Source organism: Microbispora sp. CL1-1 (assembly GCF_012034195.1).
GTDB lineage: Bacteria > Actinomycetota > Actinomycetes > Streptosporangiales > Streptosporangiaceae > Microbispora.
In genome coordinates this window covers 77,877-96,463 of the sequence record NZ_JAATEK010000030.1, presented here as the reverse complement: position 1 = coordinate 96,463, position 18,587 = coordinate 77,877, and the positions used below count along the sequence as shown (strand labels likewise).

Genomic DNA, 18,587 nt, shown 5'->3' with positions numbered 1-18,587 from the left:
GCCTGCCGACGACTTGGCCCGGCTAAGCTCCAACGCACCTGTGCGGAGACCTATTCCAGCAGGTCACCCACTGGGTGGAAGGTCCGCACGAATCGAACGACGCCCGACCCGGCTTCATTCCCGTCACGACTCGCCCGCGCGGGCAAGGGTAGGGGCCGGGGCGTGCTACGACTGATCCACCTTGCACAGCCTTTCCACAGGGAGAAGGGGTAGGTACGGGACGTGACTCGACAGGGGTTCCCTCGCGCCCTGATCGTGCTGGTCTGTGCCGCGGCCGCAGTGATCACCCTCGCCGGCGTCCAGGCGGTGGGCTCGATCGTCGGCCCTGTCGTCCTGGCGCTGACCCTCGTCATCGCGGTCGCCCCGGTGCGCGGCTGGCTGGCTCGCCACAACGCGCCGGTGTGGTTGCAGGTGGCCCTCCCCCTCGCGGTGGTGCTGCTGGTCCTGCTCGGCATGGTCGCGGTGCTCAGCCTCGCCGCCGCGCAGCTCGCCATCCTGGCTCCCACGTACGCGGTGCAGTTCAACGCGATGGTGGCCGACCTCCAGCACTGGGCGGCGAGCCTCGGCTACGGAAGTGAACAGCTCAACAAGGCGCTGTCGTCGCTCGATTTCAGCAAGTTGATCGGTCTCGCCCAGAGCGTGTTGAGCAGCCTTCTGGGCGTGCTGTCGAGCCTGTTCCTGATCGTCGTGCTGCTGTTGGCCATGAGCCTCGACGCTCCCGTGTTCGCCCGGATCGTGGACGCCGCGTCGGCCGAACGTCCCGCCCTCGCCCGTGCGCTCAAGTCCTTCACGTACAGGACTCGTCGTTACCTCGTCGTCTCGACCGTCTTCGGCCTCATCTGCTCGGTCCTGGACATCATCGTGTTGTACGTGCTGAGCGTGCCGCTCCCGCTGCTGTGGGGGGTGCTCGCCCTCATCACGAACTACATCCCGAACATCGGGTTCATCCTGGGCCTCATCCCGCCGGCGCTGCTCGGACTGCTGGAAGGCGGGCCCAAGACGATGCTGCTGGTGATCATCGCCTACATCGCCATCAACGTGGTGATCCAGTCGTTCATCCAGCCGAAGTTCCTGGGTGACGCGGTGGGCTTGTCCACCACGGCCACGTTCCTCTCGCTGATCGTCTGGACGTGGGTGCTCGGTCCGCTCGGCGCGCTGCTGGCGATCCCGCTGAGCCTGCTCGTCCGCGCTCTGCTCGTCGACAGCGATCCGGACGGCGCCTGGGCCGCCGCGCTCATCTCAGGACGACTACCGGAGCGCTCCCCCAGCTCCGATCCCGGCTCCAAACCCAGCTCCCAACCCGACCCCCGGCCGGAACAGGCCGGAGGGCCCGAACAGTCTGAGCAGCACGAGCAGTCCGAACAGCACGAGCCTCGCTGAGGCTCAGACCGTCCGGGCGCAGACCGTCCGGGCGCAGAGCCGTGGGCGACATTTCGGGTGGAGCTGCGAGGACGGAACCCGACACGGAGCGCTTGCGGAGTGCGCCGCCGTGCTCCGGCTTAGGGTCTGATCATGCGGCGATGGGACAACGACGAGCGCCTCACCGGGATCGCGGACGCCTCGGCGATGGAGCCACAGGTGTCCGCCCTGCTCGACGCGATGGCACGAGACGGGTGGGTGGCCGAGGAGCCCGAGGCGCATCTGCTCCCCCACCTGCGCCGGGCGTGCGGATCGGAGTGGCTGCTGACCGGTGAACGGCTGCTCGACGACGGCGTGTACGAGGTGACGGTCTCGCTGGCCGGCGACAGAGAGGGCGTCCACGTGCAGCGCGACGTGATCCGGCTGCTGTCGGCGATCGCCGAGACCGTCTTCTTCGTACGGCAGGCCGCACCGGGCGTGTTCGAGTGCGTGACCGGGATGCTCGACGGCGACTCCGGCTACGCGAGCCACGGCCACATGGTCCGCCTCATCGTGACCTGAGGCGTGACCCGAGATGTGACCTGAGGCGTTGACCTGAGACGCGACCGGAGACCGGGGCCCCGGCTCAGGTGGCGGGGACGCTCTCCCTCTCCCCCGGAAGCGAATCCGGCGTGATCTCCGTGTTCCTGCGCCGCCACGGGATCGCCGCGATCAGCACCGGGAAGAGCACCAGCGAGCCGATCGACCACGGCACGTGCAGCTCGCCCCACTTGGGCCCGGGGAACTGGGTGAGCACGATGTATCCGATCGCCGCCCACAGCGAGCTGCCGATGATCGCCGGCCAGGCCCAGCGGGTGGGCCGGGCGGCCAGGAACGGCATGAACCACAGCAGATACTGCGCGCCCAGGCGCGGCGTGAAGATCATGAAGGACAGCAGGATCGCGATCGTGACGTCGACCGGATCGGCCTTGCGCCACCAGAACAGGCAGGCGACGATCGCGGCGTAGATCATGTACTGGCCGATCCTGGCCGGGGTCGGGTCGAGGTTCCAGTGTCCGCCGCTCACCACAGCGGTCCAGCCCCAGTCACCCGTGATCGGGCGGACGTCGCTGGGCCGCAGCCCGATGGTGTTGAGCACCTCGGGCAGCTGCCGCCACTCCGTCCAGCCGCCGATCGGGAGCGTCAGCAGGAAGAACACCGGCGAGACGCCGGTCGCGACCAGTGTGACCAGGCGGCTGCGCAGCCCCGGCAGGAACATCAGCAGAGCAGGCACGAGGATCACCGGCCAGCTCTTGGCGCAGAGCGCGAGCCCCATGAGCAGACCCGCCCACACGGCCCGGCCCGTCGCCGCGCGGTCCTCGTCCGACGGGTGGACGATGCGCCGCACGATCTCGGCCGGCGAAATCCACGGCAGCGGCAGGTCGCGGTTCGCGAGCCGTATGTGGGCCCACGGCAGCGGCTCGGGGCGCCGCCATTCTCCCGGGCCGCGCGCCACGACGTACGCCGCGACCCCGAAGACCAGGGAGACCGGCTCGACCTGGCCGTGCACGGAGGCGACGAGGATCGCGAGCGGGTTGCAGGCGTACTGGAACGCGCGCAGCTTCTCGGTCCGCGCCCCGGCCAGCTTGCCGACCAGCGGAATCAGCACAACGTCGGCGACGACGGTGACGATGCGCCCGGCGTACTCCCACGGGATGCCCAGCCACAGCAGCAGGCCGTACATGTACGGGATGGTGGGGAGGAAGTGCCATCCGCCGTTGCTCTCGAGCACCGGATCGCGGTGGTCGAGGATCGCCACACCGGCGGGCTGGAAGCTGTTGACGTAGTCGACCGGCTGCCAGTGGGTGTCCCTGGCCGACAGAACCATGATCAGCACGCGTACGGCGATGCCGAACGTGAGCGTGACGGCGAGGGACGGCCGCCAGCCCTTCCATTGGGCGACAAGGGCGAGCACGACGCCGGCGACGAGGACGATGCTGGTGGGGATCGCGTATTCCATGACGTGCCAAGCCTGCCTGACGAATGGGCGTACAGGCGACTCGTTCCCCGATTCGGGCCGTCGGCCATCGCGGTCCGTCACATTTCGGGGTATTGTGACCACGGAGCGTTACATTCGGGAGACTTCGATGAAAATTCGCCTGTGGATCACCGTTGCCGTGGCCATGATCGTCGGAATGTTGATCGGCCTGCTCGCCCCCACGCACGGGGGCGACCGGCACGGCGGGTAGGGGGGTCATCCCCGCCGAGCCGACCGCCTGCTCATGGCGGCCCGACTCGCGTCGGTCCGTACTCACATCAGTCCGTGCTCGCGTCGGTCCGTACTCACAACGGTCTGGGCTCGCGACGGTCTGGGCTCACAACGGTCTGGGCTCACAACGGTCTGGGCTCACAACGGTCTGGGCTCACAACGGTGCGCGCTCGCATCCGCGCGGGCGGCGAGGGATCCGGTCCGGCGGGCCGTGCCCGGATCCCTCTGGCCGTCGAGAGGCGGACGGGTCAGAAGCCCGCGGTGATCCGCGTGAAGTCCCAGTCGTTCTGCGCGATGCCGCTGCAGTTCGACACCACGCCCCCACCGGGACAGCCGCGGTCGCGGTTGACCGCCCAGAAGGCGAGCCGGCCGAGGCCCTTGGACTTGGCCCAGTCACGGATCTGGGTCCAGGTGGCCACGGAGGTGAGCTCCTGCTGGTCGGACAGGCCGTTCATGCCCGAGATGCCCATGTGCGCGTACGCCTGCGCGTCACTCCAGCCCCAGGCCGACTTGAGCGCGTTCTTCAGGCCCTCGGCCGCGTTGACGGTGTTCTGGTACATGTTCGCGCCGCCGCCGAAGTCGAACGGCATGATCGTGTAGTTGTCGATGTTCACGCCCAGCGCCTTCGACTGGTTGATCAGGCGGGTGCCCCACCAGCTCGGGCCGGTCGTGGTGGTGCCGAAGGTGACGACGACCTTGACGTTCGGGTTGTTCTGCTTGACGATCTTCAGCCCGCCGAGGATGCGGTCCTGCACGGCCTCGTTCTCGAACTCGTCGCTGTTCTCGATGTCGAAGTCGACGACGGCCGGGCTGTAGGCGTTGATGACCTGCTGGACGGCAGAGGCGAAGGCGGACGAGCTGGAGCAGTTGGGGCCGAGCTTGTTGCCCGACCAGCCGCCGAAGGAGATCTGGACGTTGCCGCCCGCGGCCTTGATCTGCGAGATCGCGGTGGCGTCAGGGCTGCCGGACAGCGGGCGGGAGCCGTCCCAGGCCGGGTTGCAGCCGCCGCTGGAGAGCATGAAGGCCATCGTGAACTGCTTGACGCCGGTGGCGTTCATGACCGTCGCCGGGTTCGGCGGGTTGCCCCAGCCCATGTACAGGTAGGGCGCGCCGGGCAGCTTCCCGCCGCTCGCGGGACAGCCCGTGGTGGTGCCGGTCACCGAGCCGCTCGCCGCGGACTCGCCGTTCGAGTTGTACGCCTTGACGGTGTACGTGTGGGTGGTGCAGGTGCCGAGGCCGGAGATCGTGGCGCTGGTGCCGCCGACGGTCGCCTTGACCGAGGTGCCCTCGTAGACGCGGTAGCCGGTCACGGTGCCGCTCGACCCGCCCCACGACAACGAGATCGACGAGTTCGTGGTGCCGGTGACCGACGGGTTGCCCGGCTTGCCTGGCGCGCCCGCGGGCGGCGTCGGCGACGGGCTCGGGGACGGGTTGCCGCCGCCGCTGACCTTCTTCCACAGAGCCGGGACGATCGGGGGCTCCCAGCCGACCAGGGACGTGTGCGCCTGGATGCACTCGTAGTCGACGCCGTTGTAGGTCACGCGGGCGCCGATGGCGTACCAGGTGTTCGGGGCCCATGCCGGGTAGGCCAGCATGACCACGCTGTTCGGGGCCGCCGAGGCGGACGCGGCCGTGCCCGCGACCAGTCCGGCGACGGCCATGAGGAGGGAGGCGAGCAGAGCGAGGGCCGTCCTCGCACGCCGGCCGGTACCAAAGCGAAGGTGCATTTCTCCTCGCAAGGGTTGGGGGGTGGGTGGGGGGATCACTTCAGGGCGTCGAGATACGCCCTGTGGGAACGGGAGAACTCGGAGCCCGCGTACCTGTCCCAGTTGACGGACCAGGCCATGAGGCCATGCAGGCCGGGGAAGGTGCCGTGCGGCCGGTAGGAACCGCAGCCCGTCCCCTTCGCCAGGCAGGTGAAGGCGCTCTGCACCTCGGCCGTGCTCGTGTAGCCGTTGCCGGCGTACGGCGCGGCCGGCAGGCCGATCGCCACCTGGTCGGGACGCAGCGGCGGGAACGTCGCGCCACCGGCCACGGGGAAGCCGGTGAGCAGCATGTCGGTCATGGCGACGTGGAAGTCGGCCACGCCCATCGTGTGGTACTGGTTGTCGAGGCCCATGATCGGCCCGGAGTTGTAGTCCTGGACGTGCAGCAGCGTGAGGTCGTCACGCAACGCGTGGATCACCGGCAGGTACGCCCCCGAGCGGGCGTCGGCGGTGCCGTTGCGGCCCAGGCCGTAGAACTGGTAGCCGAGCTGGACGAAGAACGTCTCGGGGGCCATGGTGAGCGTGAACTTCGCGCCGTACCTGGCCTTGAGCGTCTTGATCGCCGAGATGAGGTTCACGACCACCGGGGTGGTCGGGTTGCGGAAGTCGGTGTCACCGGCGTTCAGCGACAGCGAGTGGCCTTCGAAGTCGATGTCGAGGCCGTCCAGGCCGTACCTGTCGATGATCGCCGAGACGGACTGGACGAACTTGTCGCGGGCGGTGGTGGTGGTGAGCTGGACGATCCCGTTCTGGCCGCCGATCGAGATCAGCACCTTCTTGCCGGCCGCCTGCTTGGCGCGGATGGCCGCGACGAACTCGGCGTCGCTCTCGACGTTCGGGCACTCCGTGGCCGGGCAGCGGGTGAACCGGATGTCGCCGGAGGTGGGCGAGGTCGGCTCGCCGAAGGCGAGGTCGATGATGTCCCACGCGTCGGGGACGTCGGCCATCCGGACGTAGCCGGAGCCGTTGGCGAACGAGGCGTGCAGATATCCGGCCATCAGCCGATTGCCGCCCGGCGGTGGCGGCGCGCTCGGCGAGGGTGACGGGGACGCCGACGGGGACGGCTTCGGGCTCGCCGATGGGCTCGCCGACGGGGACGGGGACGGGCTCGCCGAAGGTGACGGAGAGGGCGAGGGCGGGGTGCCGGGGCCGTCGAGGACGACGTCGTCGGCAAAGTAGGTGCCCTGGCCGTACCAGCCGTTGACGTAGATCGTCACGCTCGTCGTGGACGACCCTGTCGTGAACGACGTCGAAAGCTGCGACCACGCCGATCCCGGCGACGCCCACGTCTGGGCGTTCACCCCGGTGCCGGTCGCACCGAGGAACACGTAGTTCCCCCGCACCCACGCCGACAACGCGTACGTCGTGGACGGCCTGACGGTGACCGTCTGCTCGCACCGGGCGTAGTCGCTGCCGGCCGGGGTCGCGGACAACGCCCCCGATCCGCCGTGGACCGGGCTCGACACCGCCTGCGCCGTGGACGCGCACGTCCAGCCCGACAGACCCGACTCGAACCCCGGATTGGCCGCGATGTTGGCGGCGAGGGCCGGGCCGGTGAACGTCGCCGTGAGCAGGCCCGCGAAGGCGACGGACGCCGCCGCGCCCAGGCCGATGAGCTTCTTCATGTGCGTCATCCCGTGTACGAAGCGAAGATCTTGGAGAACTCGTAGGGCGACTGGGGGATGTTGGTGCAGGAGTAGAGCGCGCCGGTGCAGGCGTTGCGGTCGCGGGTCATCTCCCAGAAGGCCAGCAGCCCGAGGTGTTTGCCCTTGGCGAAGGCGACGAGCTGGCGGGCGTCGTCCTGGTTGTAGATCCGGCCGTCGTCGTTCTGGCCGAGCATCGGCGTGACCCCGACCATCCGCCACACCTGGGCGTCGGACAGGCTCGGATAGAGGCTCTTGAGCTGCGCGAAGACGCTGTTCGCCGCCTGGACCGCCGCGTCGCCGTAGTCGACGGACTGGTAGTAGTCCATGGCCATGACGTTGACGGCGTCGAGCCGCACTCCGGCGTCGCGGGCCGACCGCACCACGTTGAGGCCGTCGGAGGTCAGGCCGTTCGGCAGCACGGGCAGCGTGAGCGAGATCTTCAGGTCGGGATGGGCCTGCTGCAGCCGGGCGAGCGCCTGCGACCTGCGGGCGATGGACGCGGGCTCGGCCGCCGCGGATCCCTCGATGTCGAGGTCGATGTATTTCAGGTCGTACGCGGTGACGACGGCGTCATACTCGGTGACCAGCGCGTTGACGTCCGTGCACGCCTGGGCGAGCTCGATGCCGGTCGCGCCGCCGAAGGACACCTTGACGTCACCGCCGCCGGCCCGGATCGCGTCGATCTGGTCCTTCGCCCACTTCTGCCGTGGGTCGTACGCGTTGAACCACATGGCCTTGCAGCCCGACGCGGTGACGAACGCGAGGGTGAAGCTCTTCAGGCCGGAGGCCGAGGCCATCGCAATCAGGCTCGGGGTGGGCCAGGCGCCCATGTCCACGTACGGCGCGGCGCGCAGGGGCACGGGCGGCGGCGAGCTCGGAGAGGCGCTCGGCGACGGGCTCGGGCTTGGTGACGTGCTGGGAGACGGGCTCGGCGAGGGGGACGGCGAGGTCGTCGCACCGTCGCACGGGCCACCGTTGAGGCGGCAGTTGACCGGCTTGCCGGGCCCGCCGTTCACCCACCCGAACGTCGTGGCGGCGCCGGGAGCCAGGCCGCCGTTGTATTCGCGGTTCCTGAACGTGTAGTGGTCGCCGGAACGCGTCATGAGCGCGTCCCAGTAGGTCCCGACAGTCGAACCCGCCGGAAGGTCGAACTCGACCGTCCAGCCGGAGATCGCCGCGGTCCCGGTGTTGGTGATGGTGTAGCGGCCCTGATAGCCGGAGCCCCAGTCGGAGTCGGCCGAGAAGACGGCCTTGACCGTGGCGGCCTCGGCGGGCAGCGCGACGAGAGCGAGCGCGAGTGCGGCCATCGCTGCGAGCGCACGCCAGACGTACCTGATCTGCATGGACACAACCTCTGTGGGGGGTGAACGGGGAGGTCATGGGAATCCGTACGGCCGGCGCCTGACGGAGGCGGCCGATCGGAACGGCACCGGCCGTACGGCACTCAAGGGCGTCTGGTGACGGGACGCGAGAGGAAGGCGCTAGAGGTTAGGAAGGGCCATATGCGGCTCCCGGTCGTTCTTTTAGGAAAGTTTCCTAAGAGTTGTACGGATCGTAGCTTCGCGGTCGCGGGTCCACAAGACCCAATTCGACAGCGTTCCTAACGAACCGTGTCATCGCCGCTCGGCGTACGGGACCTGGTTATGCGCGTGTTAAGGGCCGGCTGCTCGGCCATTAAGGTCCACACCGCCTGTCAGAGGCGCCCGGACTTCCCGCGCGGGGTGCGTCGGACATGTCGAGCGCGCCACATCGTGGGCGGCACCCGCCTGTCAGGTCACGTCCGTCGGTTGCCTCCGCGGACGATCGGGCGCGTGATGAGACGAAGCGTGTGTTCTCGACTGCGGAACGTGCTTTACCTTCTCTTGGCGATTCGTTACTGTCGGTCCATAACCGTGTGTAAATGGATAAGTCAGGCGTTCCGTGCCACGGACATCAGGGGAGCTCATGCACCGGACAGCCATAACTGCCTTGGCTTTCGCGACCGCCGCAACGGCGGTGTCCCTCATCGCCACCCCGGCGAGCGCGGCCGCGAAGCCGAGTCTCCGCGCCTGTTACGACGGGAAGTGCACGATCACTATCACGAAGCCGGTCAGCTTCCGCGTCGCCAGCCGCTACCACCTGTCCAGGGTGCGCGTCGCCAGGGTGCACAGCGGTTTCTTCAACAGTCCCATGGTCCACGTGTGGGGGCCCGGCGTCAGCGTGACGCTCGGCGAAGGCGCGCGCGGCAGCCTGAACGGCCTGTCGGTGCGCGTCCTGTCGATCACCAGCCGGGGCGCGAAGGTCCGCTTCTCGGGCTGACGGCTCAGTCGGGGAACGGGAACGGGGAACGGGGAACGCCGCCATCGCCGCTCCCCCAGCCAGGAGACCGCCCCGGCCTGCCCGGGCAGGGCACCGCGCGCAGGCCGGGCAGCCGTCGCGTACAGGTCGCCGTGGCCGCCGGGCGGGGCACCGCGAGTAGGTCGGCGAGGGCGGCTCAGCGCAGGATCGCGCCTTCGCGGACGGCGTGCCGGCCCTCGCGCTGGACGTTGACGAAGTCGACGAGGCCGACCATCCTCTCCAGCTCGAACCCGGCGTCGATGCGATCGGCGTCGGCGGGCAGGTAGACCGTGAGCAGATAGTGGCGGCCGGTGGCCTCGCCGAGCGCGTCGAGCTGCGCGCGGAACTCGGCCAGCAGGGCCGTCAGATTCCGCCTGTCATCGGCACCGGTGTGGTTGCCCAGGTGACCCCCGCCACCCGGCCACTCCCAGTCGATGTCGATGCCGTCGAAGACGCCCGCCGCGCTGCCCGGGCCGCCCCTGCCTCCGGCTCCCGGCAGGTCGCCCCTGATGTAGGCGTCGAGACACGACTTCACGAACCTCTGCCTGGCGGCGGCGGTGCGGGCGACGTCCGAGAAGTATTTGGAGTAGGTCCAGCCGCCGATCGAGATCAGTGCCTTCAGGCCAGGGTGGCGAGCCTTGAGCTTCTTCAGCTGGTTGAAGTTTCCCGCGAGCGGGGCGTCCGGAGGGTCGGCGACACCGTCCAGCGACTCCGCGGCCGTGAAACCACGCTGGTAGTCGGCCCAGGCGTCGCCCGCGCCGTCGCCCTGGTCGGGGTCGTTGGGGTCGGGCGCGAGAGGCTGGGTGACCCCGCTGAGACAGGTCAGCGACTCGGGGTCGATGTTCGCGAATGCGTACAAGACGTGGGTCAGCCTGCCCGCCAGCCCGCTGGTGTCGAGGTCGCGCACGGTGGACGTCGCACCGTACGCGCCGCGCTGCGAGACGTAGCCCACCCTGATGCGGCCCGGCGAGGGGGACGGCGACGGCGTGACGGTGACGGTGACCGTCACCTCGGGCACGGGTGCGGCGGCCCGCGCAGACGCGGCCTGCTCGGGAGAGGCCGGCTGCGGCGGTGCGGCCTGCGCGGGAGCGACCGCGGCCTGGGCCGGTGCCGCCTGTGCAGGAACGGCCCCCTGCGCGCCTGCGACCGCGGCCTGAGCGGGTGCGGCCTGGGCCGGAGCGACGGCGGCCTGTGCCAGAGCGGCCCCCTGCGCCGATGCGCCCTGCGCGGGAGCGACCACGACCCGCGCCGGCGTGCCCTGGGCCGGCGCGGCAGCGGCCTTGCGCACCACGACACGCGTTCTGGCCTGCGTCTGGCCGACGGCGCTGACGCCGGTCTCGGTGGCGCGGACCAGGTCGTAACAGGCCACGAACAACGAGGACAACACGGCGCTCAGGACCACGACGGCGAAGGCGCCACGCGTGATCGCTCCCATGGTGGGCTCCGAACAAGGACGAGCCTCCGCGACGAACATGGAGGCGGGAAGAGGAATGCCGCGGGAGCGTAGTGACGTCATCGCCGGACGTACAAGCGGCGCAGTCTTAAGCCCGGGTTATGCGCGTCTCATGTCGCAGGTGGGCGCGTTCCAGGGGCATCACCTGCGGTTATCCGCGATGCCGCCCTTCTCTGCAAGTTTCACCCCAGCCGCTTCTGCCCTGCCGCTCGCGCTCGCCACTTCCACCCGCTGCTGGCCCTGCCGTCTTCACCCACCGCTCACCCTCACCGCGACCGGCGAGACCGCCGCCCGCGCTCGCTACTTCCACCCAGCCGCTCGCGCTCGCCGCTTCTGCCCGCCCCTGACCCTGCCGTATTCACCTGCCGCTCACCCTCACCGCGATCGGCGAGACCGCCGCCCGCGCTCGCTACTTCCACCCAGCCGCTCGCGCTCGCCGCTTCTGCCTCGCCCTTGACCCTGCCGTCTTCACCCGCCGCTCACCCTCACCGCGACCAGCGAGACCGCCGCCCACGTTCGCCACTTCCACCCAGCCGCTCACCCTCACCGCGACCGGCGAGACCGCCGCCCGCGCTCGCCATGGTGCCGACGCCGTGCCGACACCGTGCCGACACCCTGCCGACGCTGCGCGAGTGTCATTCCGGCTCCGTGCCAGCACGGTGCCAGCTTCCGGCCAGCCCTCCGCCAGCCCTCTGCCAGCTCCGTGCCAGCACGGGCGGCGACCGTCGGAGCATGACGTACGCGATTGAGGCCCACGGCCTCGTGAAGAGATACGGCGACAAGGCCGCGCTGGCGGGGGTCGACCTCGCCGCGCCGCCGGGCACGGTGCTCGGCGTGCTCGGCCCGAACGGCGCCGGCAAGACCACCGCGGTCCGCATCCTCGCCACGCTCGTCTCCCCCGACGAGGGCCGGGCGGCGGTCGGCGGGCACGACGTGGTGAAGGCGCCGGCCGAGGTGCGGAGGCTGATCGGGCTGACCGGCCAGTACGCGTCGGTGGACGAGAAGCTCACCGGGCGGCAGAACCTCGTGATGATCGGACGGCTCCTCGGCATGAGCCGGGCCGACGCCCGGAGCAGGGCGGCGGCGCTGCTCGCCGAGTTCACGCTGGAGGACGCAGCCGACCGGGCGGCGGGGTCCTACTCCGGCGGCATGCGGCGTCGGCTCGACCTCGCCGTCAGCCTGGTCGGCCGGCCGTCCATCGTCTTCATGGACGAGCCGACGACCGGGCTCGACCCGCGCGCCAGGGCGGACCTGCGGCGCATCGTGCGCGAGCAGGTGGCGGGCGGGGCGACCGTGCTGCTCACGACGCAGTATCTGGAAGAGGCCGACCAGCTCGCCGACGAGATCGTGCTCATCGACCACGGCGTGGTGGCCGCGACGGGCACGCCGGGCGAGCTGAAAGCCAGGGCGGGTGACCGGCGTCTGGAGATCCGGCCCGAGCACGACGCGGACAAGGCGGAACTGATCCTCGCCGAGGTCACCGGGCTGACCCCGCACCGCGGCGAGAACGGGCTGATCAGCGTGCCACTGCTGAACTCCTCCGTGAGCCTGGCCGTGTTCCGGCGGCTGGAGGAGGCCGGCGTCTCCCTCGCCGAGCACGCCGTCCGGCGGCCCACGCTCGACGAGGCGTTCCTCGCCCTCACCGGCACCACGACCTCGGGGAGGACGCGTTGACCGTCGCACCCACGACACGAGTGAGACCGGCCGACGACCGCGGGGAGAACGCGATGACCGCCACACCGTTCACGACCGGACGCAGGGGCGCGCTCGCCCAGGGCATGACCCTCGCCTGGCGGAGCCTGGTGCCGCTGCGGAACGAACTCGGCCGGCTCATCCAGTTCCTGCTCCAGCCGGTCTTCATGATCGTGGTCTTCGTCCTGATGTTCGGGGCCATGTCCGGCGACCCCGATCATGCTGCGCGCTACCTGGTGCCCGGCGTGCTCACGCAGGTGACCCTCATCTCGACGAACACCACGGGCATGAACCTCGCCGAAGACATCGTGAAAGGCGTGTTCGACCGATTCCGGAGCATGCCGATCGCGCGCTCTGCCCCGCTGATCGGGCGGGTCGCCGCGGACGCGTTGATGACGACGGTCACCATCGCGGTGTCCCTGCTCGCCGGCATCGCGGCCGGGTTCCGCATCACCGCCGCGCCCCTGGAGGCGCTGGCCGGTGTGGCCCTCCTGCTGCTGTTCGCCCTGGCCCTGAGCTGGGTGTCGGCATGGCTCGGGCTGAAGGCCAAGTCCGTCGCCTCGATGCAGGGCATGGCGACCGTGATCCTGCTGCCGCTGACGTTCGGCAGCAGCGCGTTCATCCCCCCGGCCAACCTGCCGGCCGCGCTGCGCTGGTGGTCGTCGATCAACCCGATCTCCCACCTGGCCGACGCCGTCCGGGCGCTGCTCCTCGGCACTCCCGTGGGACCGCACGTCTGGGTCACGCTGGCCTGGGCCGCCGCCGTCACCGCGTGTTTCGCCCCGCTCGCCGTACGCGCCTATGCCCGGAGGATCCGGTGAACGCCCCGGGGAGGAGTCCGGGGGTCCCCGTCCCCGTGCCGGCCTGGGCCCATGAGCTCCCCGACGGCCGGGACGTGTGGACGCCCATGCGCGACGGCACCCGGCTCGCCGCGACCGTCTGGCTGCCCGCGCCTCACGGGCGGCACCCCGTCCTGCTGGCCCGGACCCCGTACGGCAGGGCGCCGTACGGGCCGGGACTTCGGCTCGACGTCGCCCGGCTGCTGTCGGCTGGCTACGCGGTGATGGTGCAGGACGTGCGCGGCACCGGGGAGTCGGAGGGCGACCTGCGGTTCCTCACCGGAGAGGCCGCCGACGGGCACGACACGGTGACCTGGACCGCACGTCAGCCCTGGTGTGACGGGCAGGTCGGGATGTTCGGCGACTCCTATCTCGGGATCGCCCAGCTCCTCGCCGCGAGCGAGCGGCCGGACGGGCTGCGGGCCATCACGCCTTCCGTCTGCCCCGCCGGGCTGCACGACGTGGTGTACGCCGGCGGCGTTCCCAGGCTGGGCGTCATCCTGCCGGTCCTGGCTGCCGTCATGGCGCCGCTCCACGTGGCCCGCCGCGCACGGCTCCACGCGAGCGAAGCCTCCCTTGCGGCACGGCTCGGCGAGCTGCTCCGCCGCCTGCCCGTCGAGGACCAGCCGGAGATCACGGCGCTCTTCCCCTTCTATGCCGACTGGCTCGCGCACCCCGACCCGTCGCACGAGCTGTGGAGGGAAACCGACCTGGAGGCCCGCTACGACAGGATCGAGGTGCCTGCGCTGCTGTCGACCGGGTGGTACGACTACTTCCGCGACAGCACCATCCGCACCTACCACGCGCTGCGCGACCGGGCCCGCCTCGTCGTCGGCCCGTGGAGCCACGCCCTCCGCGAGCGGACTCTGGCCGGGCGCGACTACGGCGACCAGGCGAGCGGGGAGGCCGTGGACTGGACGGGCCTCCACCTCGACTGGTTCGGCCACTGGATGCGCGGCACACCGCTGCGGGACGACGCGAAGGTGCGGGTGTTCGTCACCGGCGCCTGCGAATGGCGGACGATGGCCGGCTGGCCGCCCGAGAACGAGACTGTCCGCTATCACCTGGGAGACGGTGGTTCGCTCGGGCCCGAGGCGGAGCTGCGCGCCTGCTTCCTGTCCGACCCCGATGATCCCGTGCCGACCATGGGCGGCGGCGTGGTCGAGTTCCTGCCGCCGGGCCCGGGGCCGGTGGACCAGCGGCCGCTCGCCGGCCGGTCCGACGTGCTGCGCCACACGACCGGGCCGCTGCCGGCGCCGCTTGAGGTCATGGGCGCGGCCGAACTGGTGGTGACCGTGGAATCCGACGCGAGGTCTTTCACGGTGACGGGCAAGCTTGTGGACGTGCACCCCGACGGCCGGGAGGAAATCCTCGTGGACGGCATCGCGCGTGTCGCGGACGGCGCCACCCAACTCCCGGACGGTGCCACTCGGCTCACAGGCGGCGGCGTTCAACTCGCGGACGGTGCCGCCCAAGTCGCGGACGGCGGCACCGAGCTCACAGGCGGCGGCGCTCAGCCGGAGACGGCGCGTGTCCTCCTCGGCAACCTCGCCCATGTCTTCGGGGCCGGGCACCGGGTGCGGGTGGAGGTGGCGGGATCGAACTTCCCCAAGTTCGCCCGGCACGCGGCCCCCGCGCGGATCACGATCAGCGCGCCGTCCTACCTGCTGCTGCCGGTGACGGGCAGGCCGAGGTCCTCGCGCGACGCCGTACGGCCCCGCTCGTAGGCGGCGTCGAAGGCCGGGCCCGCCGTCTCACGCGCCGACTCCAGCGCCGCGGCGGCCTCGGCGTCCGCCCGCCAGCCCTCGAACGCGGCGTCGGCCGCACCGAAGAGCGCCGCGGACCGCGTCGCGTCGCCCCCGGCCAGGGCGATCATGGCCATCCCGGCCAGCACGGTCGAAAGGACCGGCGGGTCGGGGGCGGCGCCGAGGGCGTCCAGCGCCTGGTGATGACGCGCGAGCGCGCCGTCGAGGTCGCCCCTGGCCAGCAGCGTCCTGCCATACGCGGCGTTTGTCGACGCGAGTTGCTGAGGGACGGCGGGGCTGTCCTCCAGCACGGACAGGGCCTCCTCGTACGCCGCCACCGCGCCGTCGAGATCGCCCCCGCTCCGCGCCACGTTCGCCTCGCAAATGCTCACCTGCACCAGCGCGTACGGCGAGACGCCGGCGGTCACGTGGGAACGGGCCGCCGCCACGTCCGCCGCCGCGCCCTCGCGGTCGCCCGCCTGGAGGCGCAGCTCGGCCAGGCGGGTCAGGGTGGAGATCATGTCGTCCGCGCTGACCCATCCCGCGGTCAGCCCGGCGATCTCGTCGATCAGGTCGGTCGTCTCCGCGCCCCGGCGGGCGCGGAGCGTGGCCAGCGTGAGGAGGGCCTCGCTGAGCCCCCAGCGATCCCCCAGTGCGCGGAACCTGCGCACCGCCTCGGCGACGTCCCGTTCGCTGCCGCCGTGCGGGCCGAGCGAGCCGCCTCTGATCATGAGCGCCGAGGCGGCCAGCCAGGGATCGTCCGAGCCGGCGTACGCGTCGAGCATCGCGGCCGCATCCTCCCTGCGTCCGGCGATCGCCGTCACGACCGCCCGCAGGATCGGCAGCATCGGATGCACCGGCCCCTCGCGGAGCGCCTCCTCGATGAGGTCGCCGAGCTCCCGGCGGATCTCCTCGACGCGGCCGGGCTCCGTCCAGATCATGCCGAGCCGGGTGACCGTGACCGCGAACCGGCATCCGGCATAGGCGCGCACCATCCCGGCCGGCGGGCCTTCGGGAACGAGGTCGAGCACCTGCCCGGCCCAGACGGACGCCTGACCGCGATGCCCGCGCAGCCACCAATACCAGCTCATCGTGCCGCACAGGCGCAGCGCGGTCTCCGCGTCCCGGGAGTCGACGGCCCAGCGCAGGGCGGCGTTCAGGTTGTCCTGCTCGGCGGTCAGCCTGGCCATCCACTCCAGCTGCCCGGCTCCGCGCAGGCGCGGCTCGGCGTCCTCGACCAGCCGAAGGAAGTGCGCCGCGTGCCGGCGCCGGTAGTGGTCGAGCTCACCGCTGTCCGTCAGCCGTCGCAACGCGTATGCGCGGATCGTCTCCAGCATCCGGAACCGGCCGTCGCCCGGCGTCTCCAGCAGGGACTTGTCGACCAGCGACGGCAGCACCGCCACCACGTCGAGGCCGTCGCCACCGCAGACCAGCTCCGCGTCGTCCAGCGTGGCCCCGCCCGCGAACACCGCGAGCCGCTCGGCCAGCGTCCGCTCCTCGGGCGCGAGCAGGTCCCAGCTCCACTCGACCACCGCGCTCAGCGTGCGGTGCCGGGGCAGAGCCGTACGGCTCCCGCCGGTCAGCAAGCGGAACCGGTCGTCGATGCGGGCCGCGAGCCGTTCGGGGCCGAGCGCCCTGATCCGCGCCGCGGCCAGCTCGATGGCCAGCGGCATCCCGTCGAGGCGACGGCAGATCGTCACGACGTGCGGCGTCGTACGCTCGTCGAGGACGAAGCCGGGACTCACCGCGCGGGCGCGGTCGACCAGGAGGCGTACGGCGGGGTAGCCGCCCGCCTCGCCGGGGGTGACGCCCTCCGGGGGCAGGCCGAGGGGAGGGATCGGGGCGAGCGTCTCCCCCGGCACGCCGAGCGGCTCGCGGCTGGTCGCCAGCACGCGCACTCCCGGGCAGCGGCGCAGCACCAGCTCGGCCAGGCGCGCCGCGGCGTCGATCACGTGCTCGCAGTTGTCGAGGATGAGCAGCAACTCGCGCCCGGAGAGGGCGGCGACCAGACGTTCGGCCGGGTCGGGCGGGTCGCGCCGCCAGTCGCCGCCCACCCGCGGCTCGGCGGCGACGCCCAGCGTTTCGAGCACGGACCGCACGACGTCGGCAGGGTCCGTCAGAGGGGCCAGCTCGACCAGCCACGCGCCTTCGCCGCACCCGCTCTCATCACACCTGCTCTCATCACACCGGCCCTCACCGTGCCTGTCGTCACCACACTGGCCCTCACCGCACGTGTGCTCGCCCCGCCCGCTCTCACCACGCTTGTCCTCACCCCGCCCGCTCTTGCCACGCTTGTCCTCGCCTCGCCCGCCCTCCGCGGAACCTCCGGTACCGGAGCCGTGGCGGTGCTCGGCGGCACTGGTCGGGACGACGCGCAGGGCCGTCTCGACCGCGAGGCGCGTCTTGCCCGCCCCGCCCGGACCGACGACCGTGACCAGCCGGGAGTCGCGCAGCAGGGCCGCGAGACGCGTGACCTCCTCCTCGCGGCCCACGAACGTCGTCGGCGGCGCCCACACCCTGCCCGCGCGAGTGCCGGAGCCGCCCAGGCTGTCGGGGGAACCGGCGGCGTCGGGAATGCCGGGGGCACTGGGGATGCCAGGGGTGCCCGGTGTGCTCGGGACGTCGGGGATGCCCACCGCGCCGGTAGTGGGGGCGCCCGCCGCGCCGGGGGTGCCCCTATCGCCGGGGGCGCTGGGGGTGCTGGGGGTGCTGGGGGTGCTGGGGGTGCGGTTCATCGGCGGGCTGGGCGGCATCGGGGCATCCTGCCCGCGCAGTACGTCGAGATGGGCGGCCTGCAGCTCCGGACCGGGATCGACGCCGAGTTCGTCCGCGAGCGCCCGGCGGATCCGCTCCCACAGGGCGAGGGCGTCCGCCTGCCTGCCCGAGCGGGCGAGCGCGCGCATCGCCAGGGCGGACAGCCGTTCACGCAGCGGATGGGCGGCCACCTCGGCCGACAGGTCCACCTCACGGCCGAGCGCGAGGTGCGCGGCGGCGCGTGCCTCGACCGCGGCCAGCCGCCGCTCCTCCAGCCGGGCCGCAGCGGCCGCCAGGTAGGACACCGCGCGCAGGTCGGCCAGGGCGGGCCCGCGCCACAGCGCCAGCGCCTCGTCCAGCTCCCCGCTCGCGGCCTCGGCGTCCGTGACGCCGTCCGTCACCCCGTCCGGCAGCGTGCCCGTGGCGTACGGCAGGGTCAGCCGCAGGAAGACGTGGGCGTCGACCCGCGCCGGGTCGAGGTCGAGCACGTAGCCGCCGTCGCGCCACAGCACCGCGTCCGGCCGCCCGAGCGCCGCGCGCAGGCGCTTGACCAGCGTCTGCAGGGCGTTCGCGGCGTTGGCGGGCAGGTCGCGCTCCCACAGCGCGTCCACGAGCCGGTCGGCCGGGACGAGGCGGCCGGGCCGCATGGCCAGCACGGCCAGTAACGCGCGCACCCGCGTGCCCGTGACGGCGACCGGAGCCCCGTCGTCATCGAGGACCTCGAGCGCGCCGAGGAGACGAACCCGCACGCCGGTCTATCCTGCCAGCC

At 71.6% G+C, this 18,587-nt stretch carries 12 protein-coding genes; 6 read left to right on the top strand and 6 right to left on the bottom strand.

What is annotated here, in order from left to right; all coding sequences use genetic code 11:
- Positions 1-222: 222 nt before the first annotated feature.
- The gene (locus tag HCK04_RS28815; protein ID WP_142650516.1) at positions 223-1,380 is read left to right on the top strand and encodes an AI-2E family transporter; all 1,158 of its coding nucleotides are present in this window, start codon (positions 223-225) and stop codon (positions 1,378-1,380) included.
- 132 nt (positions 1,381-1,512) lie between these two features.
- A complete protein-coding gene (locus tag HCK04_RS28810; RefSeq protein ID WP_142623512.1) occupies positions 1,513-1,920 on the top strand; it encodes a hypothetical protein in 408 nt (135 codons plus the stop codon).
- A gap of 64 nt (positions 1,921-1,984) precedes the next feature.
- On the opposite strand, the gene HCK04_RS28805 is transcribed toward HCK04_RS28810, so the two are convergent.
- From HCK04_RS28805 to HCK04_RS28790, 4 genes are all read right to left on the bottom strand, one after another.
- The gene (locus HCK04_RS28805; RefSeq protein ID WP_142650515.1) at positions 1,985-3,358 is read right to left on the bottom strand and encodes a hypothetical protein; all 1,374 of its coding nucleotides are present in this window, start codon (positions 3,356-3,358) and stop codon (positions 1,985-1,987) included.
- 497 nt (positions 3,359-3,855) lie between these two features.
- A complete protein-coding gene (locus HCK04_RS28800) occupies positions 3,856-5,268 on the bottom strand; it encodes a carbohydrate-binding protein (RefSeq protein WP_240971900.1) in 1,413 nt (470 codons plus the stop codon).
- A 101-nt stretch (positions 5,269-5,369) separates the two neighbouring features.
- Positions 5,370-6,998: a glycosyl hydrolase family 18 protein gene (locus HCK04_RS28795; protein WP_142650513.1), complete on the bottom strand. Its 1,629-nt coding sequence runs from the start codon at positions 6,996-6,998 to the stop codon at positions 5,370-5,372.
- 5 nt (positions 6,999-7,003) lie between these two features.
- Positions 7,004-8,362 carry a cellulose binding domain-containing protein gene (locus tag HCK04_RS28790; RefSeq protein ID WP_142650512.1) on the bottom strand — a complete coding sequence of 453 codons (1,359 nt, stop codon included), beginning with the start codon at positions 8,360-8,362 and terminating at the stop codon, positions 7,004-7,006.
- Between the two features lie 625 nt (positions 8,363-8,987).
- Here HCK04_RS28790 and HCK04_RS28785 point away from each other — a divergent pair.
- Positions 8,988-9,317 (top strand): hypothetical protein, encoded by a 330-nt coding sequence (locus tag HCK04_RS28785; protein ID WP_142650511.1) that lies wholly within the window; start codon positions 8,988-8,990, stop codon positions 9,315-9,317.
- A gap of 175 nt (positions 9,318-9,492) precedes the next feature.
- Here HCK04_RS28785 and HCK04_RS41455 read toward each other — a convergent pair whose 3' ends face one another.
- The gene (locus HCK04_RS41455; protein ID WP_240971899.1) at positions 9,493-10,770 is read right to left on the bottom strand and encodes a glycosyl hydrolase family 18 protein; all 1,278 of its coding nucleotides are present in this window, start codon (positions 10,768-10,770) and stop codon (positions 9,493-9,495) included.
- A gap of 750 nt (positions 10,771-11,520) precedes the next feature.
- Here HCK04_RS41455 and HCK04_RS28775 point away from each other — a divergent pair.
- From HCK04_RS28775 to HCK04_RS28765, 3 genes are read left to right on the top strand one after another with little or no spacing between them, the layout of a single operon-like run.
- On the top strand, positions 11,521-12,462 hold the full coding sequence (locus tag HCK04_RS28775) for an ATP-binding cassette domain-containing protein (protein ID WP_142650510.1): 942 nt from the start codon (positions 11,521-11,523) through the stop codon (positions 12,460-12,462).
- A gap of 53 nt (positions 12,463-12,515) precedes the next feature.
- On the top strand, positions 12,516-13,301 hold the full coding sequence (locus HCK04_RS28770; protein ID WP_142650509.1) for an ABC transporter permease: 786 nt from the start codon (positions 12,516-12,518) through the stop codon (positions 13,299-13,301).
- Positions 13,298-15,046, top strand: coding sequence for a CocE/NonD family hydrolase (locus HCK04_RS28765; RefSeq protein WP_142650508.1), 1,749 nt, complete (start codon positions 13,298-13,300; stop codon positions 15,044-15,046). The genes HCK04_RS28770 and HCK04_RS28765 overlap by 4 nt, the downstream gene beginning before the upstream one ends.
- Here the strand turns inward: HCK04_RS28765 and HCK04_RS43810 are convergent.
- Entirely contained in the window at positions 14,980-18,567 is a 3,588-nt protein-coding gene (locus HCK04_RS43810) for a BTAD domain-containing putative transcriptional regulator (RefSeq protein WP_142650507.1), read from the bottom strand. The genes HCK04_RS28765 and HCK04_RS43810 overlap by 67 nt on opposite strands.
- Between the last annotated feature and the right edge of the window lie 20 nt (positions 18,568-18,587).

What these genes read in the sequence shown, in the direction of transcription:
- HCK04_RS28810 (WP_142623512.1), top strand. Translation starts at nt 1,513, where the DNA reads ATGCGGCGATGGGACAACGACGAGCGCCTCACCGGGATCGCGGACGCC.
- HCK04_RS28805 (WP_142650515.1), bottom strand. Translation starts at nt 3,358, where the DNA reads ATGGAATACGCGATCCCCACCAGCATCGTCCTCGTCGCCGGCGTCGTG.
- HCK04_RS28800 (WP_240971900.1), bottom strand. Translation starts at nt 5,268, where the DNA reads ATGGCCGTCGCCGGACTGGTCGCGGGCACGGCCGCGTCCGCCTCGGCG.
- HCK04_RS28795 (WP_142650513.1), bottom strand. Translation starts at nt 6,998, where the DNA reads ATGAAGAAGCTCATCGGCCTGGGCGCGGCGGCGTCCGTCGCCTTCGCG.
- HCK04_RS28790 (WP_142650512.1), bottom strand. Translation starts at nt 8,362, where the DNA reads ATGCAGATCAGGTACGTCTGGCGTGCGCTCGCAGCGATGGCCGCACTC.
- HCK04_RS41455 (WP_240971899.1), bottom strand. Translation starts at nt 10,770, where the DNA reads ATGGGAGCGATCACGCGTGGCGCCTTCGCCGTCGTGGTCCTGAGCGCC.
- HCK04_RS28775 (WP_142650510.1), top strand. Translation starts at nt 11,521, where the DNA reads ATGACGTACGCGATTGAGGCCCACGGCCTCGTGAAGAGATACGGCGAC.
- HCK04_RS28770 (WP_142650509.1), top strand. Translation starts at nt 12,516, where the DNA reads ATGACCGCCACACCGTTCACGACCGGACGCAGGGGCGCGCTCGCCCAG.